Origin of the sequence: Paractinoplanes maris (assembly GCF_023544465.1) — a bacterium.
GTDB classification, from domain to species: domain Bacteria; phylum Actinomycetota; class Actinomycetes; order Mycobacteriales; family Micromonosporaceae; genus Actinoplanes; species Actinoplanes maris.
On the sequence record NZ_JALPVL010000015.1, the window covers coordinates 166,638 to 191,782 of the forward strand.

Sequence of the window (25,145 nt, forward strand, 5' to 3'; positions counted from 1 at the left end):
CATGCCGAAGCGTGAAGATCTCAAGCACGTGATGGTGATCGGCTCCGGCCCGATCGTCATCGGCCAGGCCTGCGAGTTCGACTACTCCGGCACCCAGGCCTGCCGCGTCCTGCGGGCCGAGGGCATCCGCGTCTCGCTGGTCAACTCCAACCCGGCCACGATCATGACCGACCCCGAGTTCGCCGACGCCACCTACGTCGAGCCGATCACCCCCGAGTTCGTCGAGCTGGTCATCGCCAAGGAGCGGCCCGACGCGATCCTGCCGACGCTGGGTGGCCAGACCGCGCTCAACACCGCGGTCGCCCTGCACGAGGCGGGCATCCTGGAGAAGTACGGCGTCGAGCTGATCGGCGCCAACATCGACGCGATCCGCCGCGGCGAGGACCGGCAGCTCTTCAAGGACATCGTGGCCAAGGCCGGCGGCGAGACCCCGCGCTCGCGGGTCTGCCACTCGATGGACGAGGTTCGCGCCACGGTCGGCGAGCTCGGCCTGCCGGTCGTCATCCGGCCGTCGTTCACGATGGGCGGCCTCGGTTCCGGCATGGCCCACACCGACGACGATCTCGAGCGGATCGCCGGCGCCGGCCTGGCCGCCTCCCCGGTGCACGAGGTGCTGATCGAGGAGAGCGTGCTCGGCTGGAAGGAGTACGAGCTCGAGCTGATGCGCGACAAGCACGACAATGTCGTGGTCGTCTGCTCGATCGAGAACGTCGACCCGATGGGCGTGCACACCGGCGACTCGGTGACCGTCGCCCCGGCCATGACCCTGACCGACCGGGAGTATCAGAAGCTGCGCGACCTCGGCATCGCCGTGCTGCGCGAGGTCGGCGTCGACACCGGCGGCTGCAACATCCAGTTCGCGATCAACCCGGACGACGGCCGGCTCGTCGTGATCGAGATGAACCCGCGCGTCTCCCGCTCGTCGGCGCTGGCGTCCAAGGCGACCGGCTTCCCGATCGCCAAGATCGCGGCCAAGCTGGCCATCGGCTACACGCTCGACGAGATTCCCAACGACATCACCCTCAAGACGCCGGCCGCGTTCGAGCCCGCGCTCGACTACGTCGTCGTGAAGATCCCGCGGTTCGCGTTCGAGAAGTTCCCCGGGGCCGACCCCGAGCTGACCACCACGATGAAATCGGTCGGCGAGGCGATGAGCCTGGGCCGCAACTTCGCCGAGGCCCTCAACAAGGCGATGCGCTCGCTCGAGACGTCGGCCGCGGGCTTCTGGACAGCGCCTTCGTTCGAGACCGCCGAGGCCGCGCTCGAGGCCATGCGCATTCCGCACGACGGCCGGCTCTACACCGTCGAGGCCGCCCTGCGCCTCGGCGCGACGGTCGAGCAGGTGCACGAGGCCAGCGGCCGCATCGACCCCTGGTTCCTCGACGAGATCAAGGCGCTGGTCGACCTGCGCTCCGAGATCCTCGACGCCCCGGTCCTCGACGCCGAGCTGCTCCGCCGGGCCAAGCGGTCGGGCCTGTCCGACAAGCAGCTCGCCGCGCTGCGCCCCGAGTTCGCGGGCGAGGACGGCGTGCGCACGCTCCGGCACCGGCTCGGCATCCGCCCGGTCTACAAGACCGTCGACACGTGCGCGGCCGAGTTCGAGGCGAACACGCCGTACCACTACTCGACGTACGACGAGGAGACCGAGGTCGCGCCGTCCGACCGGCCCAAGGTGCTGATCCTGGGCTCCGGGCCCAACCGGATCGGCCAGGGCATCGAGTTCGACTACTCCTGTGTGCACGCCGTCATGGCGCTGCGCGGCGTCGATTTCGAGACCGTGATGGTCAACTGCAACCCCGAGACGGTGTCGACCGACTACGACACCGCCGACCGGCTCTACTTCGAGCCGCTCACCTTCGAGGACGTCCTCGAGGTCTTCCACTCCGAGGACTCGAGCGGCAAGGCGGCCGGCGGCCCGGGCGTGGTCGGCGTGATCGTGCAGCTCGGCGGTCAGACCCCGCTCGGCCTGGCCAACCGGCTCAAGGCGGCCGGTGTCCCGATCGTCGGCACCACGCCCGAGTCGATCGACCTGGCCGAGGACCGCGGCCAGTTCGGCGTGGTGCTGGCCAAGGCCGGCCTGCGCTCGCCCGACCACGGCACCGCCACCAGCTTCGACGAGGCCAAGGCGATCGCCGACACGATCGGCTACCCGGTGCTGGTGCGACCGTCCTACGTGCTCGGCGGCCGGGGCATGGAGATCGTCTACGACGAGCCGACGCTGAAGGGCTACATCGAGCGGGCGACCGAGATCTCGCCCGACCACCCGGTGCTGGTCGACCGGTTCCTCGACGACGCCATCGAGATCGACGTGGACGCGCTCTGCGACGCGACCGGCGAGGTCTACCTCGGCGGCGTCATGGAGCACATCGAGGAGGCGGGCATCCACTCCGGCGACTCGTCCTGCTCGCTGCCGCCGATCACGCTGGCCGGCTCGCACCTGGCCGAGGTGCGCCGCTACACCGAGGCGATCGCCCGCGGGGTCGGGGTGCGCGGCCTGCTCAACGTCCAGTACGCGCTGAAGGACGACACGCTCTACGTGCTCGAGGCCAACCCGCGCGCGTCGCGGACCGTCCCGTTCGTGTCCAAGGCGACCGCGGTCCCGCTGGCCAAGGCGGCCGCCCGCATCATGCTCGGGGCCACCATCGCCGAGCTGCGGGCCGAGGGCATGCTGCTGACCGGCAGCGACGGCGGCACGGTGCCCGAGGGCGCGCCGATCGCCATCAAGGAGGCGGTGCTGCCGTTCAAGCGGTTCCGCACCCGGGCCGGCCAGGGCGTCGACAGCCTGCTCGGCCCCGAGATGAAATCGACCGGCGAGGTGATGGGCATCGACGCCGGCTTCGGGCAGGCGTTCGCCAAGTCGCAGGCCGCGGCGTACGGTTCGCTCCCGACCGCGGGCAAGATCTTCGTCTCGGTCGCCAACCGCGACAAGCGGGCGATGGTCTTCCCGATCAAGCGGCTGGCCGACCTCGGCTTCACGATCGTCACCACGGCCGGCACCGGCGAGGTGCTGCGCCGCTACGGCGTCGTCTGCGAGGTCGTGCCCAAGCACTTCGAGAGCCCCGGCAAGAACGCGGTCGAGCTCATCCTGGCCGGCGAGATCGCGATGATCATCAACACGCCGCAGGGCTCGGGGGCCAGCGCCCGCTCCGACGGCTACGAGATCCGCAGCGCGGCGGTCACGGCGGACATCCCGAGCATCACCACGGTGCCGGGCGCGGCCGCCGCGGTGATGGGCATCGAGGCGCTGATGCGCGGCGACATGACCGTCCGGCCGCTGCAGGAGCTGCACGCTGCCCTGCGGGGCACGAAGTGACCTTGTTCGAGTCCGCCGTCCGCCCGGTGCTGTTCCGGGTGGGCGGCGGGGACGCCGAGAAGGCTCACGAGTTCACGCTGGCCCGTCTGGCCCGGCTGCCCGGCCCGGTGCGGGTGGCCATGAAGGCCCGCTACGCGGTCGACGCCCCGGTCGAGGCGTTCGGGGTGCGCTTCCCCAATCCGATCGGCCTGGCCGCCGGCATGGACAAGAACGGTGTCGCCCTCCCGGCGTGGCCGGCGCTGGGGTTCGGCTTCGTCGAGGTCGGCACGGTCACCGCGCACGCCCAGCCGGGCAACGACAAGCCGCGGCTGTTCCGCCTGCGCACCAGCGAGGCGATCATCAACCGGATGGGCTTCAACAACGCCGGCGCGGCGGCGCTGGCGGCCCGGCTCGACAAGCTGGGTCCGATCGGGGTCCCACTGGGCATCTCGCTCGGCAAGTCGAAGGTCACTCCGCTCGAGGACGCGGTCGACGACTACCTCACCTCGCACCAGTTGCTGCACCCGTATGCGGACTACATCGCCGTCAACGTCTCGTCGCCCAACACACCGGGGCTGCGGACGTTGCAGGACAAGTCGGCGATCGCCGATCTGCTGACCGCGCTGGTCGGCCCGAAACCCGTCCTGGTGAAGATCGCCCCCGACCTGACCGAGCCGGCCATCGCCGAACTGCTCGAGGTGTGCCTCAGCCACGGCGCGGCCGGGGTGATCGCCACCAACACGACTCTGGCCCGCGACGGCATCGCCCCGGCCGACCGGTCGTCGGCGGGGGAGTCCGGCGGGTTGTCCGGGCGGCCGCTCACCGAGAGGGCCCGCAAGGTCGTCCAGTTCGTGCACACCGAGACCGGCGGGCGGCTGCCGATCATCGGGGTGGGCGGGGTGGTCGAGGCCGACGACGCGGCCCGGTTGATCGACGCGGGCGCCGCGCTGGTCCAGCTCTACAGCGGCTTCATCTACAAGGGGCCGGCGCTGGTGCGGGCGGCGGCCGTTTCGGCTCGGCGCGGCTTGACCGGCGTGGCTTCGTCCGGCGCTTCGTCCGGCGTGGCTTCGTCCGACGCGGTGACCGGTGCGGCTCCGTCTGATGCGGCGACCGGCGCTGCTCCGTCCGCTGCTGCTCCGTCCGCTGCTGCTCCGTCCGACGCTGCTCCGTCCGACGCGGCGGCCGCCGCTGCTCCGTCTGATGCGGCGGCCGGGCGGACGACGGGGACGCGATGAACGGTGCGCGGGCGGCTGATCTGATCGCCCGCGACCGGCAGCACGTGTGGCATCCGTACGGCCCGATGCCGGGTCGCACGGAGCCGTACCTCGTCGAAAGCGCCCAGGGCGTGCGCCTTCGCCTCGCCGACGGGCGGGAGCTGGTCGACGGCATGTCGTCCTGGTGGGCGGCGATCCACGGCTACCGGCACCCGGTGCTCGACGCGGCGCTGATCGAGCAGGCCGGCCGGATGAGCCACGTGATGTTCGGCGGGCTCACCCATGAGCCGGCCATCGAGCTCGCCACCACGCTGGTCGAGCTCGCGCCGGACGGGCTGGAGCACGTGTTCCTCAGCGACTCCGGCTCGGTCAGCGTCGAGGTCGCGATCAAGATGGCGTTGCAGGCGCAGCTCGCGCGAGGCCGGCCCGGCCGCCGGAGACTCGCGACCTGGCGCGGCGGCTATCACGGCGACACGTTCCACCCGATGAGCGTGTGCGACCCGGTCGGCGGCATGCACTCGCTGTGGACCGGGGTGCTGCCGGCCCAGGTCTTCGCCGGCCCGCCACCGGCCGACTACGACGAGACCTATGCGACCGAACTGGCCGACATGGTCGGGAAGCACGCCGACGAGATCGCCGCGGTGATCGTCGAGCCGGTCGTGCAGGGCGCCGGGGGCATGCGGTTCCACGATCCGCGATATCTGCGCGTCCTGCGCGACGTCACGGCCGCGCACGGCATCTTCCTGATCTTCGATGAGATCGCCACCGGCTTCGGTCGGACCGGCGAGCTCTTCGCCGCCGCGCACGCCGGGGTCAGCCCCGACATCATGTGCGTAGGCAAGGCGCTGACAGGTGGCTACCTCACGCTGGCGGCGGCGCTGTGCACGCCCGAGGTCGCCGAGGCGATCTCGGCCGGGGAGGGCGGCGGCCTCGCCCACGGTCCGACCTTCATGGGCAATCCGCTGGCCTGCGCGGTCGCCAACGCCTCGCTGGGGCTCCTGCGCACGGGTGACTGGCGATCACGAGTGCGAATGATCGAAATCGGTCTACGAGCCGACCTGGAGCCGCTGCGGGTCGCGGCCGGCGTCGCAGATGTGCGGGTCATGGGAGCGATCGGGGTCGTGCAGCTCGACCATGACGTGGACATCGCCCGGGCGACCGCGGCGGCCGTCGGGGCCGGGGTGTGGCTGCGGCCCTTCCGCGACTTGATCTACACGATGCCGCCGTACGTCTCGGAGCCGGACGACGTCGCCCGGATCACCGCCGGGATCGCCGCGGCGGTCGCCGCGACCTGACCGGACCGAACTGATCGCGAGGGGGTGCCGCGGATCTCGCCGGCAGCACTGCCTACGACCGCGCCTTCGGGATCGGCCCACCCCGAGCGTCTCGCGTGGGCCCCGGCCGGTCGGGGCCCGTACACCTGACTGATCACTTGACCGGCCGGCCGCCCGCCGGGTGGCGACAACCTGACTGATCACTTGACTGCTGACACGGAAGAGGGAGTCCCTGTGGAGACCTTCGGCAAGCGCCTCACGGAGGCCATGGAGAAGCGGGGCCGGCTGTGCGTCGGCATCGATCCGCACACCGCGTTGCTCACCAGGTGGGGGCTCACCGACGACATCGCCGGCCTGGAACGCTTCGCCCATACGGTGGTCGAGGCACTGGCCGATCGGGTGGCCGTGCTCAAGCCGCAGTCGGCCTTTTTTGAGAGATTTGGGTCACGCGGCATCGGAATTCTTGAGTCAACTATCCGACAGTCTCGCGAGGCCGGAGCGCTGGTCCTGCTCGACGTGAAGCGCGGCGACATCGGCTCGACGATGGCCGCGTACGCGGATGCGTATCTGGATCCAGCGAGTTCGCTGTGTGCTGACGCGATTACTGTGAGTCCCTATCTCGGCGTCGGCTCGTTGCAGCCGGCATTCGACGTCGCGGCTCGTCACGGCGGCGGCGTCTTCGTTCTGGCGCTGACGTCCAATCCGGAGGGACGCTCCGTCCAGCATGCTGTCGCAACGGACAAAAAGACCGTGGCCCAAACCGTGATCGACGAAATTTCCCAGCTCAACAAGGGTTTTGAGCCGCTCGGAAGCCTCGGTCTCGTAATCGGAGCGACGATCGGCGATACCGGGCACGATCTGTCCCGAGTGAACGGTCCGCTGCTCGCCCCGGGCCTCGGAGCACAGGGTGCGACCGCCTCCGACCTGCGGTCCGTCTTCGGAGAAAGCCTGCGCACCGTGCTGCCGTCGTACTCACGGGAAGTTCTGACAGCGGGACCATCAGTGGCCGGCCTGAGGGCCGCCGCGGACCGGGTGGCCGACGAGTGCCGGGCCGCTCTCGGGTGAAACGGCCCTGCTTATCAGGGCGTGGCCGAGCGGTCGGCGGGGTACCCCCACGTTGCCGAAAGCGCCGTTGACCGCTAGTTTTCCCGGCGCCGGGAACCACATGCCCCTTTGGTTCCCTGGCACACCACGTTTCACAGAAGCGCCGGTATTGATCTACCGCCGCGATAGGGACCTGAGGAGAACTGGTGCCGCTCCCGTCACTGAGCCCCGAGCAGCGCGCTGCAGCGCTGGAAAAGGCCGCGGAAGTACGCAAGGCCCGGGCTGAGCTGAAGGAACAGCTCAAGTCCGGCAAGACCACTCTCGCCGCTGTGCTTGACCGCGCGGAGGAGGACGAGGTCGTCGGCAAGCTGAAGGTCTCGGCCGTGCTCCAGGCGCTGCCGGGCATCGGCAAGATTCGCGCGACCCAGATCATGGAGAAGCTCAAGATCGCCGACAGCCGCCGGCTGCGCGGTCTCGGCGACCAGCAGCGCAAGGCCCTCCTGGGGGAGTTCGCTGCGAACTGACTCATGGGCTCGTGTTGAATGAGCCTTGTGAGCATGGATGACGACGCGCGCCCGGCAGCCCGCCTCACCGTCCTGTCCGGCCCTTCCGGGGTCGGCAAGGACAGTGTGATCGAGCTGATCCGGGCGCGCTCGCCTTGGATCAAGCTCTCCGTGTCGGCGACGACGCGGAAGATGCGCGACTACGAGACCAACGGTGAGCACTACCACTTCGTGACCCGTCAGGATTTCCAGCGGCTGATCGACGGCGGTCAGCTGCTCGAGTGGGCCGAGTTCGCCGGCAACCTCTACGGGACACCGCGGGCGCAGGTCGAGGGCTGGCTGTCGCAGGGTCGACCGGTCCTGCTGAAGATCGACCTGCAGGGCGCCCGTCAGGTGCGGGCCGCGATGCCCGACGCTCAGCTGGTCTTCCTGGCTCCGCCCAGCGTCGAGGAGCTGCGTCGCCGCCTGGTCGGCCGGGGCACCGACGACGAGGAGACGATCCGCCGCCGTCTGGCCCACGCCGACGAGGAGCTGGCCGCCGAGAAGGAGTTCGACCGCACGGTGGTGAATGACTTCGTCGAGCGGGCTGCTGATGAGCTGGTAGGATTGCTCGGTTCGTCATTTCTGACGCCAGCGCAAGCCCCAGAGCACTGAGCCCCAGAGCATTAAGCCTCAGCAACTTAAGGACTGAAAAAACTGTGGGAACCATCGCGAACCCGGAAGGCATCACCAACCCGCCGATCGACGAGCTGCTCGACAAGACCTCGTCGAAGTACTCGTTGGTGATCTTCGCGGCTAAGCGCGCCCGTCAGGTCAACGCTTACTACAGCCAGCTCGGCGAGGGCCTCCTGGAGTATGTCGGCCCGCTGGTCGAAACCACGCCGCAGGAGAAGCCGCTCTCGATCGCCATGCGCGAGATCAACGCCGGTCTCCTGACCGCCGAGGCGACCGACAACCCCTGATCCGGGTTTCCGTCTGCTCCGTCGATCCCGCGTCCCGTCCTGGGCCGCGGGATCTTTGCGTTTCCGCCTCCAGCCAGGGCGTGCGGGCGCGCACTTATCCACATTTGCTCGCTGTCCACAGGCAGCGGGGTCCGCGCCGCGGCCGGGGGTGCGTGCGGGCTAGCGTTGGCTGCGTCGCCCGCGCCGGTGGGCGCTCGGAGCGTTCGGGGGTCTGCGGTGGCTGAAGTCGTGCTCGGGGTCGCGGGTGGCATCGCTGCCTACAAGGCCTGTGAGGTGCTGCGGCTGTTCACCGAGTCGGGGCACCGGGTGCGGGTGGTGCCCACGGCGTCGGCGCTCCAGTTCGTGGGGGCGCCGACCTGGGCCGCGCTGTCGGGGCGACCGGTGGCGACGGAGGTGTGGGACGACGCGCACGAGGTGCCGCACGTCCGGATCGGGCGGGCGGCCGAGCTCGTGGTGGTGGCGCCGGCCACGGCCGACCTGCTGGCCAAGGCCGCCCACGGCATCGCCGACGACCTGCTGACCAACACGTTGCTCACCGCCACCTGTCCGATTGTCTATGCGCCGGCCATGCACACCGAGATGTGGGACAACCCGGCCACCCAGGCCAATGTCGCCACCCTGCGGGCGCGAGGCGCGGTGGTGATCGAGCCGGCGGTGGGGCGGCTGACGGGCAAGGACACGGGCAAGGGGCGGCTGCCGGACCCGCGCGAGATCTATGAGCTGGCGTTGCGCGTGCACCGCCGGGGTCTCGACCTCGATCTGGCCGGTCGCCATGTCGTGGTGACCGCGGGCGGCACACGGGAGCCGCTCGACCCGGTGCGGTTCCTGGGCAACCGCTCATCGGGTAAGCAGGGGTATGCGCTGGCCCGGGCCGCGGTGGCCCGGGGGGCGCGCACGACGTTGATCGCGGCGAATGTGACGCTGCCCGATCCGGCCGGGGTCGATCTCGTACGGGTGGGAACGACCGAGGAGTTGCGGAGCGCGACCGTGAAGGCGGCGGCCGAGGCCGACGTCATCGTCATGGCGGCCGCGCCGGCCGACTTCCGGCCGGCGACCGTGGCCGAGGAGAAGATCAAAAAGACGGACGACGGCCGGCCCGCCCCGATCACTCTGGTCACGAATCCCGACATCGCAGCCGAATTGGGCGCGGGGAAACGACCCGGGCAGGTCCTGGTGGCCTTCGCGGCCGAAACACACGACGCGATCGAGCACGCACGGGGCAAACTGATCAAGAAACGCGCCGACCTGATCGTCGTTAACGAGGTGGGAGTGGACCGGGTGTTCGGGGCCGACCACAATGAGGTCACGCTGCTCGGGGCCGACGGCAGCACGACGGGTTACGCCGAACTCCCTAAAGGCGATGTGGCCGATATGATTTTCGATCATGTCGCCCGGCTCCTGGAAAGCCAGGTCGCCGACGGTGGGACGGCCTGACACCCAGGCGACTCCGGCCAGGCGCGGTGACTACACTTCCGCGTTACGTTGTATTCGACAATTCTGAGGAGCACCGTGGCACGCCGCCTGTTCACCTCCGAGTCGGTCACGGAAGGCCACCCGGACAAAATCGCTGACCAGATCAGCGACGGCATTCTCGACGCCCTGCTGGCGCAGGACCCCCGCAGCCGGGTCGCGGTGGAAACGCTGATCACCACCGGCCAGGTGCACGTCGCGGGTGAGGTCACCACGCAGGCGTACGCCGACATCCCGAGCATCGTGCGTGACACGATCCTCAAGATCGGATACGACTCGTCCAAGAAGGGCTTCGACGGCGCCTCCTGTGGCGTCAGCGTCTCGATCGGGTCGCAGTCACCCGACATCGCGCAGGGCGTCGACAGCGCGCTCGAGCTGCGTGAGGGTGACAGCGAGCACGTCCTCGACTCGCAGGGCGCCGGCGACCAGGGCATGATGTTCGGCTTCGCCTGCTCCGAGACGCCCGAGTTGATGCCGCTGCCGATCGCGCTGGCTCACCGCCTGGCCCGCCGGCTCTCGACCGCCCGCAAGGACGGCACGATCCCCTACCTGCGTCCCGACGGCAAGACCCAGGTCACCATCGAGTACGACGGTCTCCGCCCGGTCCGCCTCGACACGGTCGTCGTCTCGTCGCAGCACGCGGCCGACATCTCGCTCGAGTCGCTGCTCACCCCGGACATCCGCGAGCACGTGATCGCGCCCGAACTCGAGGGCCTGGGGCTCGACACCGAGGGCTACCGCCTGCTGGTCAACCCGACCGGCCGCTTTGAGATCGGCGGCCCGATGGGCGACGCCGGCCTCACCGGCCGCAAGATCATCGTCGACACCTACGGCGGCTACGCGCGCCACGGCGGCGGCGCCTTCTCGGGCAAGGACCCGTCCAAGGTGGACCGTTCGGCGGCTTACGCCATGCGCTGGGTCGCCAAGAACGTCGTGGCGGCCGGCCTGGCCGAGCGCTGCGAGACCCAGGTGGCGTACGCGATCGGCAAGGCCCACCCGGTCAGCCTGTTCGTCGAGACCTTCGGCACCGAGAACGTGCCGGTCGAGCGCATCGAGAAGGCCATCAACCAGGTCTTCGACCTCCGCCCGGCCGCGATCATCCGCGACCTCGACCTGCTGCGCCCGATCTACCAGCAGACGGCGGCCTACGGCCACTTCGGCCGCGAGATCCCGGCGCTGCTCTGGGAGAGCACCGACCGCGCTCAGGACCTGAAGAATGCCGCCGCCTGACCCGCCCGCGCTCCGACCTGAGGAGCGCTGCGGCCTGATCCGGGCGCCGTGCGCGGACTTGGAGGCTGCTGCGGCCTGATCCGGTTGCCGTGCGCGGGCCTGGAGAGTGCTGCGGCCTGATCCGGTTGCCGTGCACGGGCCTGGAGAGTGCTGCGGCCTGATCCGGTTGCCGTGTTCGGGCCTGGAGAGTGCTGCGGCCTGGTGCGGTTGCCGTGTTCGGGCCTGGAGAGCGCGCTGCGGCCTGATGCGGACGCGCACGGCGCCTGGGTGAGTCATCTGGGCTCCTGGCCGCGCGGGGCGTTTGCGGACATCTTCGGCATCGCGTCCTGATCGGCGCCCTGGCACATGCCGGGGCGCCGATTTTGTGTCACAGGCGCTTTCGGTGGGGCGGCGGGCTTCAGTAGGGTCTGCTCGCATGGGTGATGATCTTGAGGGTGGCCTGGTCACGCGGTGGGGTGCGGCGGGTGCGGGCGACCTGGAGCGGATCGAGGCGGCCGGCTGGCGCGAGTGGCCGGCGGATCTGTCCCTCTTCGACGATCGCGCCGAAGCGGTGCGGGCGGCTCGGGACAAGTTCGTCCCCGCGGAGGGCGCCGGCCACGTGCTGCGCGTGCCGACCCGCGACGGCACTCCGGCCGGTGTGATCGTCGAGGAGGCGGACTACCGCGGCCCGGTGCCGGAGGGGGAGTTCGCCGGTGAGCCCGAACTTCCGAAGGCTTGGCGCGAATACCTGCGGTCATCGTCCTGGCTGCGGCGGGGATGGCTGCCGTCGGGCAAGTACGTCTGGTTGTATCCGCCGGCGGAGGCCGACCGGCTCCTCAGTATCTGGGAGGCCGAGGGTACGCACCCCGGCATCGCCCTGATCGGCGGTGACGGCGGCCTCGAGAACTTCGTCCTCGACCTACGGCAGGACCCGGCGCCGGTGCTGCTGGTCAGCAACGCGAGCCAGGGCTGGGACGACGCCGTCGTGCAGGCCGCGGACGTAGAGACGTTCCTCGCCCGAATCGACGACGGCACGTTCGACCTGACCTGGCACGACTGACGCCGCCGCCCAGCAGCGCCGTCGACCGGGCTCAAGATGCTGCTGGCTGGCGAGAGCGCCGGCTGGGTGGGAGGCCGGGCTCTTAGAACAGGGCTGAGGGGTCGATCTCCATGCGTACGGGGAGGGTGGTCTTCTTGGCGCTGCGGACTGCGGCTGCCTCGTGCATCGCGTGGGCCAGTGCGGCGGCCTGGGAGCGGGGGACCCGTAGGAGCATGCGTTCCTGATCTTCGTCGGCGGGGACTGGGCCCAGCAGTTCTGTGTCGGCGGGCAGGCGCGCCGCGGTGAGGAAGTCGGCTACCGCGTCGGCCTTGCCGGTCAGGCTGGCCATGCGGGAGGCGGGCGGGAAGGCGAGCTCGCGGCGCTCGGTCAGCTCCCGCCGGGCGAACCATGCCGGATCCCACCGGATCAGGGCCTGGACCGGGGCCAGTGAGCCGTCGGCCACGACAACCACCTTGCCGCCGCGGCGGGACGGCTTGGCCAGGGCGGCCGCGTTGAGCCAGCGGCGCATCGTCTCCTCGGCCGCGCGCAGGTCGGACCGGGTCAGCAGGGCCCACGTGTCGAGCAGGAGCACGGCGCCGTAGCCCTCGGCGGCCACGGGCTCGGCCCCGGGGGTGGCGACGACCACGGCGGGATCGGCGGGGACCGTGTCGAGGATCTCGTCCTTGCCCGACGTGCGGATGGGGACGCCGGGGAAGGCGCGGCCCAGCTCCTCGGCCGTGCGGCGGGCGCCGGTGATCGAAGCGCGCAGGCGTCGGCCGCCGCAGGCAGGACACGCGTAGGCGGCGGCCGCGCGACCGCACCAGTGGCAGGTGGGAACGTCGCGGGCCCCGTGGAGTCCGAGGGGACCCGAGCACTGGGGGCAGCGGGCCGGCGTGCGGCATTCGGCGCAGGCGATCGAGGGGAGGTAGCCGCGCCGGGGCACCTGGACGAGCACCGGAGCGCCCGCCTGCAGCGCCTGGCGTGCGGTCTGCCAGGCGAGGCTGGGCAGCCGGGCGGTGGCCGCGCCGGGGTCCCGGGCCAGTTGCGGGTCGTCGCCGGTCGGGGCGATCGCCGGGGCGTGGTCGCGGAGCACGTCACGGGCGGCGCTGATCTCGCGAGCCCAGCCGGTCTCGAGCAGCAGCTGGCCCTCGCCGGTGCGGGCGAAGCCGGCCACCATGGCGGCGCAGTCGGCCAGCTGGGCCCGGGTGAGCAGCACCTCGCGGGCGTGCGGGTAGGGGGCGCGGGGCTCGGCGTGCAGGTCGTCGCCGTCGTCCCAGATCACGACCAGGCCGACCTTGGCGACGGGCGCCCACATGGCAGCCCGGGTGCCCACCACGACCGGCACCTGGTGACGGCTGGCAGCCAGGAACCGCCGGTAGCGCTCGGCGGGTCCGAGCGCGGCGTTGAGCGCGACGTGGCGTCCGGGGCCGAGCACCGAACCGAGCGCCCGGTCGACCCGGTCGAGGTCGCGGGCGTCGGCCACCACGATGACCACGCCGCGCCCGCCGCGCACGGTGGCCTCAGCGGCCTCGGCTATCCGGCAGGCCCAATCCTCACCCGGCAGAGCACCCCAGACCGCTCGTGCGTTGCGCCCCTCGGCGAGAGCCCGCAAAAACGCCGGCCCAGCGACGTACTTACTCCACCCACCCGCGTCAAGTGAGCGGTCGACCGGTCCGGGCGTGGGAGCGGCTGGTCCAGGCGTGGGAGTAGCGGCTGGTCCGGGCATGCGCTCGGCTGGTGCCGGCGGGGGACTCGCCACCGACCCGGGCGCAGGATCGGCGGCTGGTCCAGGCGTGGGAGCGGCCGGTCGGGGTGGGAGACCGGCAACCGACCCAGGCGCAGGATCGGCAACTGCCCCTGGCGTAGGAGCGGCAACCGATCCAGGCGTGGGGTCGGCAGCCGACCCGGGCGTGGGAGCGGCAACTGCCCCGGGCGTGGGAGCGGCAACCGACCCGGGCGTGGGATCGGCGGCTGGTCCGGGCGCTGGTGCGGCGGCCGGTGCAGGCGCGAGGCGCGCGGTCTGCCTGGCCGCGGGAACGGTGTCTTGCGCACCCGGGGGACCGTCGGCACGCATGTCCGCGGAGTCTCGGGGTCGCGGGTCGGTGGGGTCTTTGGCGGGCGCGGGATCGGCGAGCTGCTCGTCGGGGGGATCGGCGATCTGGTCGTCCGCGGGATCGGTGGGACGGCCGTCGTCGTCCGTGGGCGCCGGGGTGTTGTCGGCGGGGGGCTTGGTGGGCTGGGCTTCCACGCGGGCGTGGCGGGGTGGGACGGCCAGGCGCAGGACGTCGCTGAGGTTGCCGGCATAGCGGTCGGCCACGGCCCGGGCCACCTGGGCTATCTCGGGGTCGAGGATCTGCTCGGGGGAGACCACCTTGTCGAGATAGGCCAGTTTGCCGCCGTGCGGTGAGGAGTCGACGCGCTCGAGCAGGAAGCCGGTCACCAGCTGGCCGGCGAAACGGACCTTGACGCGTACGCCCGGCTGGGCGCTCTCGTCGTCGTCGGCCGCCACCAAGTAGTCGAACGGGCGGTCGAGGTGGGGCAGGGGCACGTCGACGGACACGCGAGCGACGGGTAGCCGCTCGGCCGGCACCCGCTCACTCCGCACACCCTTGGTCGCCATCGCAGAACATTCTGCCCGGCACCCCTGACATTTCCCGATGCTCCCGGCCGCGCGCCCCGCCGGGCAGCCGAAACGAGGCCCTCCGAGTTGCCGTGACGCTGGGCACCCCGCCGCGGACGGGAAGCGCGGAAACCACTCCGTAGACTGGTCAGGTGCAGAGCCGAGATGTCAGGAGTCTTCCCGCGTGACCGTCCAGTCCATCCGTCTGTTCGGCGATCCGGTGCTCCGGACGCCGGCCGACCTCGTCGTCGACTTCGACAAGGAACTCCGCACCCTGGTCAAGGACCTGACCGACAGCATGCTGGAGGAGGGCGGCGCCGGCCTGGCCGCCCCGCAGATCGGCGTCGGCCTGCGCGTCTTCACGTTCGACGTGGACGACGTGGTCGGCCATCTGATCAATCCGGTGCTGTCGTTCCCCGACGGTGAGGAGCAGGACGGTCCCGAGGGCTGCCTGTCGATCCCGGGCGTCTACATCGACACCAAGCGCCGGCAAAATGTCGTGGCCGCGGGCTACAACGAGCACGGCGACCCGATCCAGATCGTCGGCACCGGCCTGATGGCGCGCTGTGTGCAGCACGAGACCGACCACCTCGACGGCGTGCTGTTCCTCGACCGGCTCGACGCCGCCGCCCGTAAGGAAGCGATGAAGCAGATCCGCTCGGCCGACTGGTACGACGCGGGCCGGCCGCCGACGGTCAAGGAGAGCCCGCACGGCCGCGGTCTCTTCGGGCTGGGGCGGTGAGCGGGTTGCGCCTGATCTTCGCCGGCACGCCGGCCGTCGCGCTGCCCAGCCTCGATGCGATCGCCGCCTCGGGGCACGAGCTGCTCGCCGTGGTCACCCGTCCCGACGCCCCGGCCGGGCGCGGACGCCGCCTGGTGCGGTCGCCCGCCGCCGCCTGGGCCGACGAGCGCGGCATCGAGGTGCTCACCCCCGAGCGTCCGCGGGAGCCCGAGTTCCAGGAGCGGCTGCGGTCGCTCGCGCCCGATTGTGTGCCCGTGGTGGCGTACGGTGCTCTGGTCCCGCCCAGCGCACTCGAGATTCCCAAGCACGGCTGGGTCAATCTGCACTTCTCGCTGCTGCCCGCCTGGCGCGGCGCCGCTCCCGTGCAGCATGCGGTGCTGCACGGCGACGAGGTGACCGGGGCCAGCGTCTTCGAGCTGGAGGCGGGGCTCGACACCGGCCCGGTCTACGGCACCCTGACGGAGGACATCCGCCCCACCGACACGTCCGGCGACCTGCTCGAGCGGCTCGCCACCGAGGGCGCCGGCCTGCTCGTCGCGGTGCTCGACGCGATCGAGTCGGGCGCGGCCCGGGCTCACCCGCAGCCGGCCGACGGCATCACGCTGGCCCCCAAGCTGACGGTCGACGACGCGCGGGTCCGCTGGGACGATCCGGCGTTCGCGGTCGACCGGCGCATCCGGGCCTGCACCCCGGCCCCGGGCGCGTGGACGACGCTGCGCGACGACCGGCTCAAGCTGGGCCCGGTCAAGCCGGTGGCCAACGGTCCCGACCTGGCTCCCGGCGATCTGCTCGTCGAGCGGACGCAGGTGCTGGCCGGCACGGCCACCACGCCGGTCGTGCTCGGGGAGGTGCGGGCCGCGGGCAAGAAGCCGATGGCCGCCACCGACTGGGCCCGCGGGCTCCGCATCCAGCCGGGGGAGAAGCTCCAGTGACCGGGCGCCGAGCAATCACGCGCATCCGACCGGGGGAGAAGCTCCAGTGACCGGGCGCCGAGCAATCACGCGCATCCGACCGGGGGAGAAGCTTCAGTGACCGGGCACAGCACAACCGTTCGCATCCAGCCCGGGGAGATTCTTCAGTGACCGACCACAAGGCCGATCGGCCGCACGGTTCCGGGCGTCCGCGACGGTCCGGCGGGCCGGGCTACGAGCGCGACTCCCGCACCGGCCGGGGCCCGCGGGCCGGCCGCCCGCCGTCCGACCCGGCCCGGCAGGCCGCCTACGAGGCCATCGCGGCGGTGCACCGCGACGACGCGTACGCGAATCTGGTGTTGTCCGAGATCCTGCGCGACATGCGGCTCGACGGGCGGGACGCCGCGTTCGCGACCGAGCTGACCTATGGGACGCTGCGCGCGATGGGCACGCTCGACCTGATCGTGGCCGACGCGGCCGGACGCGAGGTGGCCCGCATCGACCCGCCGGCCCGCGACGCGCTGCGGCTGGGCGCCTATCAGTTGCTGCACACCCGGGTGCCCGCCTTCGCCGCGGTCAGCCAGACCGTCGACCTGGTGCGGTCGGTTGCCCCGGGCGCGGCCGGTTTCGCCAACGCGGTGCTGCGCACGATCGCCGAGACGCCGCTCGACAAGTGGCTCGACCGGCTGGCCCCCGCCTACGACGAGAACCCGGTCGGCAACCTCGCCGTGCACCACAACCATCCCGAGTGGGTGATCCGGGCGTTCAACGAGGCGCTCGGCGGCGACCTGGCCGAGACCACCCGGCTGCTGATCGAGGACAACCAGCCGCCGACGGTGCACCTGTGCGCCCGGCCGGGGCGCGTCGACGCGGTCGAGCTGGCCGATGAGGTCGGCGGCGTGCCCGGGGCCTTCTCGCCGTACGCGGTCTATCTGAACGGCGGCTCCCCGCGCGAGCTGGCGGCGATCCACGACGGTCGCGCGCACGTGCAGGACGAGGGCTCCCAGCTGGTCGCGGCGGCGCTGCTGGCGGCGCCGATCGAGGGTCAGGACACGCGCTGGCTCGACCTCTGCGCCGGGCCCGGGGGCAAGGCCGGTCTGCTCGGCGCGGTCGCTTCGGCCCGGGGCGCCGAGGTGACCGCGGTCGAGGTCGCTGAGCATCGGGCCCGCCTGGTCGAGCAGGCCACCAAGGGCATGCCGGTGACCGTGCTGCCGATGGACGGCCGGTCCGTGGGCCGCGACCCCGACCTGCCCGAGGAGGGCTTCGACCGGGTCCTGGTGGACGCGCCCTGCACCGGCCTGGGTTCGCTGCGGCGCCGTCCCGAGTCGCGCTGGCGCCGAACGCCGGCCGACCTGCCGCCGCTGACCAAGCTGCAGCGCGAGCTGCTGGTGGCGGCGCTGCGGGCGGTCCGGCCGGGCGGCGTCGTGGCTTATGTGACGTGCTCGCCGCACATGGTGGAGACCCAGGTGACGGTGACCGAGGGGTCGCGCCGCAGCGGTGTCGAGGTTGATTTCGTCGACGCGCGCCCGCTGCTGCCACCGGGCATGCCGGGGCTCGGCGCGGGCCCGACGGTGCAGCTGTGGCCGCACCGGCACGGCACCGACGCCATGTTCCTGGCGGTGCTGCGCCGCACCAGCTGACGGCTACCGATAGACGTAGTGGATCTTCAGCTTGCGGGTGCCGGCATTTTTGTAGGTGCCGGTCATCCGCTCGCCGTTGAGCCACAGGAAGCAGCGGATCGCGCGGTCGCCCAGCCGCCACGAGGTGTCGCCGGGTGGGAAGCCGAGCCAGCCCACCCGGTTGCGCACGCTCCGGTCGGCCGGGATGCCGGTGAACGTGGCGATCGTCGCGTGGCAGCCCTTCTCGAGCTCAGCGGCGGTCAGCCCGGCTGCCGTCGCGCTCTTGCTCACAAAGATGCCGGCGAACTCCGCGGTGTGCTGCCCGGCGCACGGCACCGGGCGCATCGCGGTGACCCGGCCGCCCGCCACCCGGGGGTTGGCGCAGGTCATCCGCACTCGGGCGCTCCGGAGGGAGCCTTTCAGGCTGCCCGAGCGGCGGACGAACTCGCCGTCGACCGGGGACGTCTCGGCCAGGTCGCAGCGAAACCATCGGGCGCCACCGGTCCAGGCCTCGGCGCTGGGCAGGACGGGTTGCAGCACCAGCCAGCCGGTGCGCCAGTCGCCCCCCAGGAAACCGGTGACCCGGCGGGAGCACTCCCGGAACGCGCGGCCGGGGCGCGCCGCGGGAGCGAGGTCGGGCAGGTCGGCGATCGCCGCGGTCTCGGCCACGTGCGGGCGGGCGCACGGCACCGGCGCGTAATCCTCCAGCGTGCCCTCCTCGACCAGGCCGGGGTGGCACTGCGCGGCCGCCGGGCGGAACTGCTTGGCCACGGGCGGCGCGGACCAACCGTTCGCCAGGTCGCCGTCGACGCCGCTGGGCAGGTCGGAACAGCCGGCGAGGGCGAGCACCAGAGCGGCCGCCACCCATCGCCGCATGTCGTTCTCCCGCCCGGTCCGTCGAAGGGGTCGTCACTCTATCGGGTACATCGCAGGTGCGAAGACCTGGACGGCCGGGCAATGGTTATCCACAGGCGGGGAGAGCGCACGCCCGCGAGGTCATAGACTTTCTGCCGTGGAGCCATCGCCGATCATCGCCCCCAGCATCCTGGCCGCCGATTTCGCCCGTCTCGCCGACGCGGTGCATGCGATCGAGGGTGCCGCCGACTGGGTGCACGTCGATGTCATGGACAACCACTTCGTGCCCAATCTGACGATCGGCCTGCCGGTGGTGCAGAGCCTGCGCAAGGCGACGAGCATCCCGTTCGACGTGCACCTGATGATCACCGATCCCGAGCGCTGGGCGCCGGGCTACGCCGAGGCCGGGGCCTACAACGTCACGTTCCACGCCGAGGCCACCGACGACCCGGTCGCGCTGGCCAAGACGCTGCGCGCCGCCGGTGCCAAGGCCGGTCTGGCCATCGACCGCGACACCGCCGTCGAGCCCTATCTCGATCTGCTGCCCCATGTGGACACGCTGCTGATCATGACCATCAAGGCGGGTTTCGGCGGGCAGAAATTCCTGCCCGAGATGCTCGACAAGGTGCGCGCGGTGCGCCGCCGCGTCCATGCTGACAATCTCGAGGTCCGTCTCGAGGTCGACGGTGGCATCGCGGCCGACACGATCGAGCAGGCGGCCGAGGCCGGCGCCGACGCGTTCGTGGCGGGCACCGCGGTCTACGGGGCCGAGGACCCGGCCGCGGCCATCGGCAAGCTGCGCGCCCTCGCGGGAGCGGGAGGAGTCGGATGAGCACCGGGGTCGCTGATCCCCAGCACGACGAGCTCGGTCCCGAGCCCGAGGACCGTCCCGACCTGATCCTGGTGGTCGACGACGACCAGGACATCGCCAGCTTCGTCGAGTTCAACCTGAAGGTGCACGGCTTCGACGTGATCCGCGCCCGCGACGGGCAGGACGCGCTCGAGGTGATGGAGGACCGGCGTCCCGACCTGGCCGTGGTCGACTGGATGATGCCGCGGATGGACGGTGTCGAGCTGACCCGCCGGCTGCGCGCCGAGCCGCTCACCTCGGCCCTGCCGGTGATCATGCTGACGGCCAAGAGCATGACTGTCGACAAAGTGGTGGGCCTGACCGCCGGCGTCGACGACTACCTGGTCAAGCCGTTCGACACGGCCGAGCTGATCGCCCGCGTGTCGTCCACGCTGCGGCGCAACAAGGAGTTCCGCGAGACCTCGCCGCTGACCGGCCTGCCCGGCAACGCTCGGGTGCGGCGCGAGATCTCCGACCGGATGAAGGCCGGCGGCGAGTACGCCGTGGGCTACATCGACATCGACCGGTTCAAGAGCGTCAACGACGTCTACGGCTTCGACCGCGGCGACGAGTTCATCACGGCGCTGGCCCGCAGCCTGCACCGCGCGGTGGCCACGGTCGGCCCGCCCTCGATCTTCCTGGGCCACATCGGTGGCGACGACTTCGTCTTCATCTGCACCCCCGAGCAGGTGCTCCCGCTGACCAAGCGGATGGTCGGCGACTTCGAGCAGGCGGCCGATCAGCTCTACGACGCGATCGACGCCGAGCGCGGCTACATCGAGGTGCCCGACCGGCGCGGCAACAAGAACCGCGCCGCGCTGGTGACGCTCTCGATCGGCGTCGCCCAGGCGACCGTCGAGGGCCGCCGCTTCGCCGACCCGCGGGTGGTCATCGGGGTGGCCTCGGAGATGAAAAAGGTCGCCAAATCCCAGCCGGGCTCGTATGTGGCGATCGACCGCCGACGGGCCGACGGCGCCGAAGCCTGAGGTCAGCGAGCCGCGGTGGTTGTGCGTTCAAGTCGCGCGGCTGTGAGATGGCTCGCCCCGGGGGTGGCAAAATCCGCCAGTCGTGTAAAACTCGGGGTGACCCACCACGCGCTGGCGGGACTCGGTGAAATTCCGAACCGGCGGTGATCCGATCTCTGGATGTGTTTCCAGGGTTCGGTAAGCCCGCGACCCGGACGTCGTTCTGCGACGGACGGTGGACCTGGTGAGACTCCAGGGCCGACGGTTGATCAAGCCCTTCTCAGGCTCGGTCAGACAGTCCGGATGGGAGACAGCGCGTCGGCATCGGAACGAGGGCTGCCCAGCCCCCGGCCGGGGTACGCGCAGCGTACCCTCGTGCCCGATTTCGGCGTTTTCTGCCTCTTCCTGCCCGCGCGTGACAGCACCGCGCGAGAGGAAGACACCGATGGTGACCGAGGACGAGGCGATGCGCCGCGCGATCGCGCTGGCCGCCCGCGGACTCGGCACGACCAGCCCCAACCCGGTGGTCGGCTGCCTCCTGCTCGACACCGACGGCGAGGTCGTCGGTGAGGGGTTCCACGCCTACGCCGGTGGCCCGCACGCCGAGATCGTGGCGCTGGCCCAGGCCGGCGACCGGGCCCGCGGCGGCACCGCCGTCGTCACGCTCGAACCCTGCAACCACACCGGCCGCACCGGCCCCTGCAGCCAGGCCCTGATCAACGCCGGGGTGCGCCGCGTCGTGATCGCGGTCGACGACCCGACACCGGTCGCGACGGGCGGGGCCGTCCGGTTGCGCGCCTCGGGGGTGCAGGTCGAGACCGGTGTGCGGCGCTTGGAGGCGACCGAGGGCAATGTGGCCTGGCTGACCGCCGTGCGCCGCAGCCGGCCGTACGTGACCTGGAAGTTCGCAACCACGCTGGACGGGCGCTCGGCCGCCGCCGACGGCACCAGCCAGTGGATCACCTCGGCCCCGGCCCGCTCGGACGTGCACGTGCTGCGGGGCACGGTCGACGCGATCGTCGCCGGCGTGGGCACGGTCATCGCCGACGACCCTCAGCTCACCGTCCGCGATCTGCGGGACGGCAGCCTCGCCATCAAGCAGCCGCTCCGGGTCGTCGTCGACTCCCGGGGGCGTACGCCGGAGAAAGCACGAGTCAGGGACGCCGCCGCACCCACCTGGATCGCCACGAGCGACGAGCTCGGCACCGGGCCGGACGGCCGCGTCGACCTGGCCGCGCTGCTGGCCGCCCTGTTCGGCCGCGGCATCCGATCGGTGCTGCTCGAGGGCGGTCCCACGCTGGCCGGCGCGTTCCTCGAGGCCGGCCTGGTCGACCAGGTCGTCGGCTATGTGGCTCCCAAGCTGCTCGGCGCGGGCCGGCCGGCTCTGGTCGAGGCGGGCATCGGCACCATCGCCGACGCCATCGAGCTCGACCTCAAGGACATCACGCAGATCGGTCCCGACCTGCGCTTCACGGCGTCGCTGCGACCCAACAAAGAGGAGAGCTGATGTTCACCGGCATCGTCGAGGAGCTGGGCGAGGTCGTCGGCCTGACCGACAACCGGAACGACTCCGCGGTCCTGGAGATCAAGGGCCCGCTGGTCACCTCGGACGCACGGCACGGCGACTCGATCTCGGTCAACGGCGTCTGCCTCACCGTGATCGACAACGTCGACGGGGTTTTCACCGCCGACGTGATGGGCGAGACGTTGCGCCGCTCGTCGCTCGGCGCGCTCGAGGTCGGCGGTCCGGTCAACCTGGAACGGGCCGCCGCGCTGGGCAGCCGCCTGGGCGGTCACCTGGTGCAGGGGCATGTGGACGGGGTGGCCCGGATCGTCTCGCGCGAGCCGGCCGCCGACTGGGAGGTCGTGCGGTTCTCGCTGCCGGCCGAGCTGTCCCGGTACGTGGTCGAGAAGGGCTCGATCACCGTCGACGGCGTGTCGCTGACGGTGATGGCCGTCGACGACGACACGTTCAGCGTCGGGATGATCCCGACCACCTCGAAACTGACCGTGCTGGGCGCCAAGGACGTCGGTGACCCGGTGAACCTCGAAGTCGATGTGATCGCCAAGTACGTCGAGAAGATGCTGGGAGACCGTCATGTCTGAGGCTTTTGCCGACGTCGAACGGGCGATCGCGGACATCGCCGCCGGTCGCGCCGTGATCGTGGTCGACAACGAGGACCGCGAGAACGAGGGTGACCTGATCTTCGCGGCCGAGAAGGCGACGCCCGAGCTGGTCGCCTTCATGGTCCGCTACACGTCGGGCTACATCTGCGTGCCGATCACCGAGGACGAGGCCGACCGCCTCGACCTGCCGCCCATGTTCCACACCAACCAGGACGCGCGGGGCACGGCGTACGCGGTGACGGTGGATGCCCGCGAGGGCGTCGCGACCGGCATCTCGGCCGCCGACCGGGCCCGGACGATCCGCCTGCTGGCCTCGCCCGAGACCCAGCCGACCGACCTGTCCCGTCCGGGCCACGTGGTGCCGCTGCGGGCGAAATCCGGTGGTGTGCTGCGCCGCCCCGGCCACACCGAGGCCGCGATCGACCTGTCCGTGCTGGCCGGTCTGCGCCCCGCCGGTGTGCTCTGCGAGATGGTGAACGACGACGGCACCATGCAGCGCCGCCCCGATCTCGAGAAGTTCGCCGTCGAGCACGACCTCGCGCTGATCAGCATCACCGACCTCATCGCCTACCGCCGGCACCACCAGACCCAGGTCGAGCGGGTCGTCGAGACCCGGCTGCCGACCGAGCACGGCCAGTTCACCGCGGTCGGCTACCGGGCCCTGACCGACGACGGCGAGCACGTGGCGCTGGTCTACGGCGAGCTCGGCGACGGCGAGGACGTGCTGGTCCGCGTGCATTCGGAGTGCCTGACCGGTGACGTCTTCGGCTCGCAGCGCTGCGACTGCGGCCCGCAGCTCGACGCCGCCCTGCAGCGGGTGGCCGAGGTGGGCCGGGGCGTCGTGCTCTACATGCGCGGGCACGAGGGCCGGGGGATCGGCCTGCTGCACAAGCTCCAGGCCTACCAGCTGCAGGATCGCGGCTTCGACACGGTGGACGCGAACCTCGAGCTCGGCCTGCCGGCCGACGCGCGCGATTACGGCACGGGCGCCCAGATCCTGTACGACCTGGGGGTGCGCTCGATGCGGCTGCTCACCAACAACCCGGCCAAGCGGGCCGGCCTCGAGGGCTACGGGCTGACCATCACCGGCCGCGAGGCGCTGCCCGTGCGGCTGCACCCCGAGAACGTGCACTACCTGCGGACCAAGCGGGACCGCATGGGGCACCTGTTCGAGGCGTTGGGCTGAATTCCCGCCCGGTTGCCACGACGATGGACTTCTACGAGGGGGACAGATGGCCGGTTTCGGTGATCCGAAGATGGAGACGGTCGACGCGGCCGGGCTGCGGCTCGGCATCGTCGGCGCGCGCTGGCACGCCGACCTGATCGATCACATGATCGACCGGGCGCGGGCCGCCGCCGAGGAGTGCGGGGTCACCGATGTCGTGGTGACGCGGGTGGCGGGCTCGGTCGAGCTGCCGGTCGTGGCGCAGGCGCTGGCCCGCACCTGTGACGCGGTGGTGGCTCTGGGCGTGGTGATCAAGGGCGAGACCGACCACTACGCCTACGTGAACGACTCGGTGACGGCCGGACTGACCAGGGTCGCGCTCGACGAGCGGACCCCGATCGGCCACGGCGTGCTGACGGTGCACAGCCTCGGGCAGGCCCGCGATCGGGCCGGCCTGGAGGATTCGGTCGAGGACAAGGGCTGGCAGTCCACGGTGGCCGTGCTCGACGCGGCGCTCGTGCTCCGCGAGCTGGCCAAGGGCTGACGGCGCGATCCGGGCGCCTCCCGGCGCCCGGACCACCGGTCAGTTCTGCAGACGCGTGTTCTGGTTGATCGGTGCGCTGCCGGTCACCAGCATCGTGAGCCGGGCCCGCCCGCGCTCGAACGGCGCCCCGAGCACACTCGCGGTGACCCGGGTGATGTTCAGGATGCCGCCGTTGGCGCAGGTGAACTCGTCGGTCCCGGTGCCGCCGGCGATCAGGCCGTCGTCGCGGGTCTGGGTGACCGAGACGGTGGCCGTGCCGCTGACGTCGGCCGGGCAGGTGATGCCGAAGTTGACGTCCACGGCGGCGCCGCGCGCCACCAGGAAAGTCGAGAACACCGTGATCGGGTTGTCGGCGGAAGCGGAAGCGGAGGCCGAGGCAGAGGCCGAGGCAGAGGCCGAGGCAGAGGCCGCGGTGGAGGCGGCGGCGTTGGCCGGCGCGGGCGCCAGCGTGGTGAGCAGGACGGTGGACAGGGCCAGGGCAGTGATCTTGCGCAGTCGCATCAGCTGATCCGAATCGTCTCGTCGAAGGAAATGTCGTCGCAGCCGATGCCGTCGCAGACCGTGCGCACGGTGGTCGCGGTGGCCGGGCCGACGAGGAAGATCGCGCCGATCGGGTTGCGCTCCACCCGCAGCTCGATGCTCTGGGCGGTGCCGGTGCAGTCCGCCTTCTTCTGCCGGGTGCCCTGGGCGATGCGGTCGTCGTTGGCCGCGGTGACAGTGACGAGAACCTTGATGGTGGC

At 71.4% G+C, this 25,145-nt stretch carries 22 protein-coding genes, 1 pseudogene and 1 riboswitch; of the genes and pseudogenes, 19 read left to right on the forward strand and 4 right to left on the reverse strand.

Features of this window, described 5'->3' with window-relative positions:
* Nucleotide 1: 1 nt before the first annotated feature.
* From carB to NAG42_RS37410, 10 genes and pseudogenes are all read left to right on the forward strand, one after another.
* Complete coding sequence (gene carB, locus NAG42_RS37365) at nucleotides 2–3,313, forward strand: carbamoyl-phosphate synthase large subunit (protein WP_250037067.1); 3,312 nt, start codon at nucleotides 2–4, stop codon at nucleotides 3,311–3,313.
* A pseudogene (locus NAG42_RS37370) lies at nucleotides 3,310–4,311 on the forward strand (quinone-dependent dihydroorotate dehydrogenase); the annotation flags it as partial. The gene carB and the pseudogene NAG42_RS37370, both read left to right, overlap by 4 nt.
* Before the next feature lie 212 nt (nucleotides 4,312–4,523).
* Nucleotides 4,524–5,801, forward strand: coding sequence for an adenosylmethionine--8-amino-7-oxononanoate transaminase (locus tag NAG42_RS37375; RefSeq protein ID WP_250037068.1), 1,278 nt, complete (start codon nucleotides 4,524–4,526; stop codon nucleotides 5,799–5,801).
* 213 nt (nucleotides 5,802–6,014) lie between these two features.
* The gene (pyrF, locus tag NAG42_RS37380; RefSeq protein WP_250037069.1) at nucleotides 6,015–6,845 is read left to right on the forward strand and encodes an orotidine-5'-phosphate decarboxylase; all 831 of its coding nucleotides are present in this window, start codon (nucleotides 6,015–6,017) and stop codon (nucleotides 6,843–6,845) included.
* Between the two features lie 185 nt (nucleotides 6,846–7,030).
* Nucleotides 7,031–7,348 carry an integration host factor, actinobacterial type gene (gene mihF, locus NAG42_RS37385; protein WP_020517554.1) on the forward strand — a complete coding sequence of 106 codons (318 nt, stop codon included), beginning with the start codon at nucleotides 7,031–7,033 and terminating at the stop codon, nucleotides 7,346–7,348.
* A 33-nt stretch (nucleotides 7,349–7,381) separates the two neighbouring features.
* On the forward strand, nucleotides 7,382–7,981 hold the full coding sequence (gene gmk / locus NAG42_RS37390) for a guanylate kinase (protein WP_250037070.1): 600 nt from the start codon (nucleotides 7,382–7,384) through the stop codon (nucleotides 7,979–7,981).
* 44 nt (nucleotides 7,982–8,025) lie between these two features.
* Nucleotides 8,026–8,289, forward strand: coding sequence for a DNA-directed RNA polymerase subunit omega (rpoZ, locus tag NAG42_RS37395; RefSeq protein ID WP_015623990.1), 264 nt, complete (start codon nucleotides 8,026–8,028; stop codon nucleotides 8,287–8,289).
* 216 nt (nucleotides 8,290–8,505) lie between these two features.
* Nucleotides 8,506–9,723: a bifunctional phosphopantothenoylcysteine decarboxylase/phosphopantothenate--cysteine ligase CoaBC gene (gene coaBC / locus NAG42_RS37400; RefSeq protein ID WP_250037071.1), complete on the forward strand. Its 1,218-nt coding sequence runs from the start codon at nucleotides 8,506–8,508 to the stop codon at nucleotides 9,721–9,723.
* Nucleotides 9,724–9,798: 75 nt separating this feature from the next.
* The gene (gene metK, locus NAG42_RS37405; protein ID WP_250037072.1) at nucleotides 9,799–10,989 is read left to right on the forward strand and encodes a methionine adenosyltransferase; all 1,191 of its coding nucleotides are present in this window, start codon (nucleotides 9,799–9,801) and stop codon (nucleotides 10,987–10,989) included.
* A gap of 415 nt (nucleotides 10,990–11,404) precedes the next feature.
* Nucleotides 11,405–12,028, forward strand: coding sequence for a hypothetical protein (locus NAG42_RS37410; RefSeq protein ID WP_250037073.1), 624 nt, complete (start codon nucleotides 11,405–11,407; stop codon nucleotides 12,026–12,028).
* Nucleotides 12,029–12,110: 82 nt separating this feature from the next.
* Here the strand turns inward: NAG42_RS37410 and NAG42_RS37415 are convergent, their stop codons facing one another.
* Nucleotides 12,111–14,627 carry a primosomal protein N' family DNA-binding protein gene (locus NAG42_RS37415; protein WP_250037074.1) on the reverse strand — a complete coding sequence of 839 codons (2,517 nt, stop codon included), beginning with the start codon at nucleotides 14,625–14,627 and terminating at the stop codon, nucleotides 12,111–12,113.
* 184 nt (nucleotides 14,628–14,811) lie between these two features.
* On the opposite strand from NAG42_RS37415, the gene def reads away from it, so the two are divergent.
* From def to NAG42_RS37430, 3 genes are all read left to right on the forward strand, one after another.
* The gene (gene def / locus NAG42_RS37420; protein ID WP_250037075.1) at nucleotides 14,812–15,369 is read left to right on the forward strand and encodes a peptide deformylase; all 558 of its coding nucleotides are present in this window, start codon (nucleotides 14,812–14,814) and stop codon (nucleotides 15,367–15,369) included.
* A gap of 5 nt (nucleotides 15,370–15,374) precedes the next feature.
* The gene (gene fmt / locus NAG42_RS37425; protein WP_250037221.1) at nucleotides 15,375–16,301 is read left to right on the forward strand and encodes a methionyl-tRNA formyltransferase; all 927 of its coding nucleotides are present in this window, start codon (nucleotides 15,375–15,377) and stop codon (nucleotides 16,299–16,301) included.
* 146 nt (nucleotides 16,302–16,447) lie between these two features.
* Nucleotides 16,448–17,920 carry an RsmB/NOP family class I SAM-dependent RNA methyltransferase gene (locus NAG42_RS37430; RefSeq protein ID WP_250037076.1) on the forward strand — a complete coding sequence of 491 codons (1,473 nt, stop codon included), beginning with the start codon at nucleotides 16,448–16,450 and terminating at the stop codon, nucleotides 17,918–17,920.
* 3 nt (nucleotides 17,921–17,923) lie between these two features.
* On the opposite strand, the gene NAG42_RS37435 is transcribed toward NAG42_RS37430, so the two are convergent.
* Nucleotides 17,924–18,775, reverse strand: coding sequence for a septum formation family protein (locus tag NAG42_RS37435; protein ID WP_250037077.1), 852 nt, complete (start codon nucleotides 18,773–18,775; stop codon nucleotides 17,924–17,926).
* A gap of 136 nt (nucleotides 18,776–18,911) precedes the next feature.
* On the opposite strand from NAG42_RS37435, the gene rpe reads away from it, so the two are divergent.
* The 6 genes from rpe (at nucleotide 18,912) to ribH (ending at nucleotide 24,405) form a co-directional block, all read left to right on the forward strand.
* Complete coding sequence (gene rpe, locus NAG42_RS37440; RefSeq protein WP_250037078.1) at nucleotides 18,912–19,586, forward strand: ribulose-phosphate 3-epimerase; 675 nt, start codon at nucleotides 18,912–18,914, stop codon at nucleotides 19,584–19,586.
* Nucleotides 19,583–20,590, forward strand: a complete 1,008-nt coding sequence (locus tag NAG42_RS37445; protein ID WP_250037079.1) for a GGDEF domain-containing response regulator — start codon at nucleotides 19,583–19,585, stop codon at nucleotides 20,588–20,590. Before rpe ends, NAG42_RS37445 begins: the two co-directional genes overlap by 4 nt.
* A gap of 106 nt (nucleotides 20,591–20,696) precedes the next feature.
* A riboswitch (FMN riboswitch) is annotated at nucleotides 20,697–20,888 on the forward strand.
* A gap of 126 nt (nucleotides 20,889–21,014) precedes the next feature.
* Complete coding sequence (ribD, locus tag NAG42_RS37450) at nucleotides 21,015–22,076, forward strand: bifunctional diaminohydroxyphosphoribosylaminopyrimidine deaminase/5-amino-6-(5-phosphoribosylamino)uracil reductase RibD (protein ID WP_250037080.1); 1,062 nt, start codon at nucleotides 21,015–21,017, stop codon at nucleotides 22,074–22,076.
* A complete protein-coding gene (locus NAG42_RS37455; RefSeq protein WP_250037081.1) occupies nucleotides 22,076–22,675 on the forward strand; it encodes a riboflavin synthase in 600 nt (199 codons plus the stop codon). Before ribD ends, NAG42_RS37455 begins: the two co-directional genes overlap by 1 nt.
* Nucleotides 22,668–23,882, forward strand: coding sequence for a bifunctional 3,4-dihydroxy-2-butanone-4-phosphate synthase/GTP cyclohydrolase II (locus NAG42_RS37460; protein ID WP_250037082.1), 1,215 nt, complete (start codon nucleotides 22,668–22,670; stop codon nucleotides 23,880–23,882). The genes NAG42_RS37455 and NAG42_RS37460 overlap by 8 nt, the downstream gene beginning before the upstream one ends.
* Before the next feature lie 46 nt (nucleotides 23,883–23,928).
* Nucleotides 23,929–24,405: a 6,7-dimethyl-8-ribityllumazine synthase gene (gene ribH / locus NAG42_RS37465; protein WP_250037083.1), complete on the forward strand. Its 477-nt coding sequence runs from the start codon at nucleotides 23,929–23,931 to the stop codon at nucleotides 24,403–24,405.
* Between the two features lie 39 nt (nucleotides 24,406–24,444).
* Here the strand turns inward: ribH and NAG42_RS37470 are convergent, their stop codons facing one another.
* Both NAG42_RS37470 and NAG42_RS44630 read right to left on the reverse strand, forming a co-directional pair.
* A complete protein-coding gene (locus NAG42_RS37470; RefSeq protein WP_250037084.1) occupies nucleotides 24,445–24,906 on the reverse strand; it encodes a hypothetical protein in 462 nt (153 codons plus the stop codon).
* Nucleotides 24,906–25,031 carry a hypothetical protein gene (locus NAG42_RS44630; RefSeq protein WP_284046428.1) on the reverse strand — a complete coding sequence of 42 codons (126 nt, stop codon included), beginning with the start codon at nucleotides 25,029–25,031 and terminating at the stop codon, nucleotides 24,906–24,908. The genes NAG42_RS37470 and NAG42_RS44630 overlap by 1 nt, the downstream gene beginning before the upstream one ends.
* Nucleotides 25,032–25,145: the final 114 nt, after the last annotated feature.

Excerpts from the sequence above, each read along its gene's own strand:
- carB (WP_250037067.1), top strand. The coding sequence starts at position 2 with ATGCCGAAGCGTGAAGATCTCAAGCACGTGATGGTGATCGGCTCCGGC.
- NAG42_RS37375 (WP_250037068.1), top strand. The coding sequence starts at position 4,524 with ATGAACGGTGCGCGGGCGGCTGATCTGATCGCCCGCGACCGGCAGCAC.
- gmk (WP_250037070.1), top strand. The coding sequence starts at position 7,382 with ATGGATGACGACGCGCGCCCGGCAGCCCGCCTCACCGTCCTGTCCGGC.
- NAG42_RS37410 (WP_250037073.1), top strand. The coding sequence starts at position 11,405 with ATGGGTGATGATCTTGAGGGTGGCCTGGTCACGCGGTGGGGTGCGGCG.
- NAG42_RS37415 (WP_250037074.1), bottom strand. The coding sequence starts at position 14,627 with ATGGCGACCAAGGGTGTGCGGAGTGAGCGGGTGCCGGCCGAGCGGCTA.
- NAG42_RS37435 (WP_250037077.1), bottom strand. The coding sequence starts at position 18,775 with ATGCGGCGATGGGTGGCGGCCGCTCTGGTGCTCGCCCTCGCCGGCTGT.
- NAG42_RS37445 (WP_250037079.1), top strand. The coding sequence starts at position 19,583 with ATGAGCACCGGGGTCGCTGATCCCCAGCACGACGAGCTCGGTCCCGAG.
- ribD (WP_250037080.1), top strand. The coding sequence starts at position 21,015 with ATGGTGACCGAGGACGAGGCGATGCGCCGCGCGATCGCGCTGGCCGCC.
- NAG42_RS37455 (WP_250037081.1), top strand. The coding sequence starts at position 22,076 with ATGTTCACCGGCATCGTCGAGGAGCTGGGCGAGGTCGTCGGCCTGACC.
- NAG42_RS37460 (WP_250037082.1), top strand. The coding sequence starts at position 22,668 with ATGTCTGAGGCTTTTGCCGACGTCGAACGGGCGATCGCGGACATCGCC.
- ribH (WP_250037083.1), top strand. The coding sequence starts at position 23,929 with ATGGCCGGTTTCGGTGATCCGAAGATGGAGACGGTCGACGCGGCCGGG.
- NAG42_RS37470 (WP_250037084.1), bottom strand. The coding sequence starts at position 24,906 with ATGCGACTGCGCAAGATCACTGCCCTGGCCCTGTCCACCGTCCTGCTC.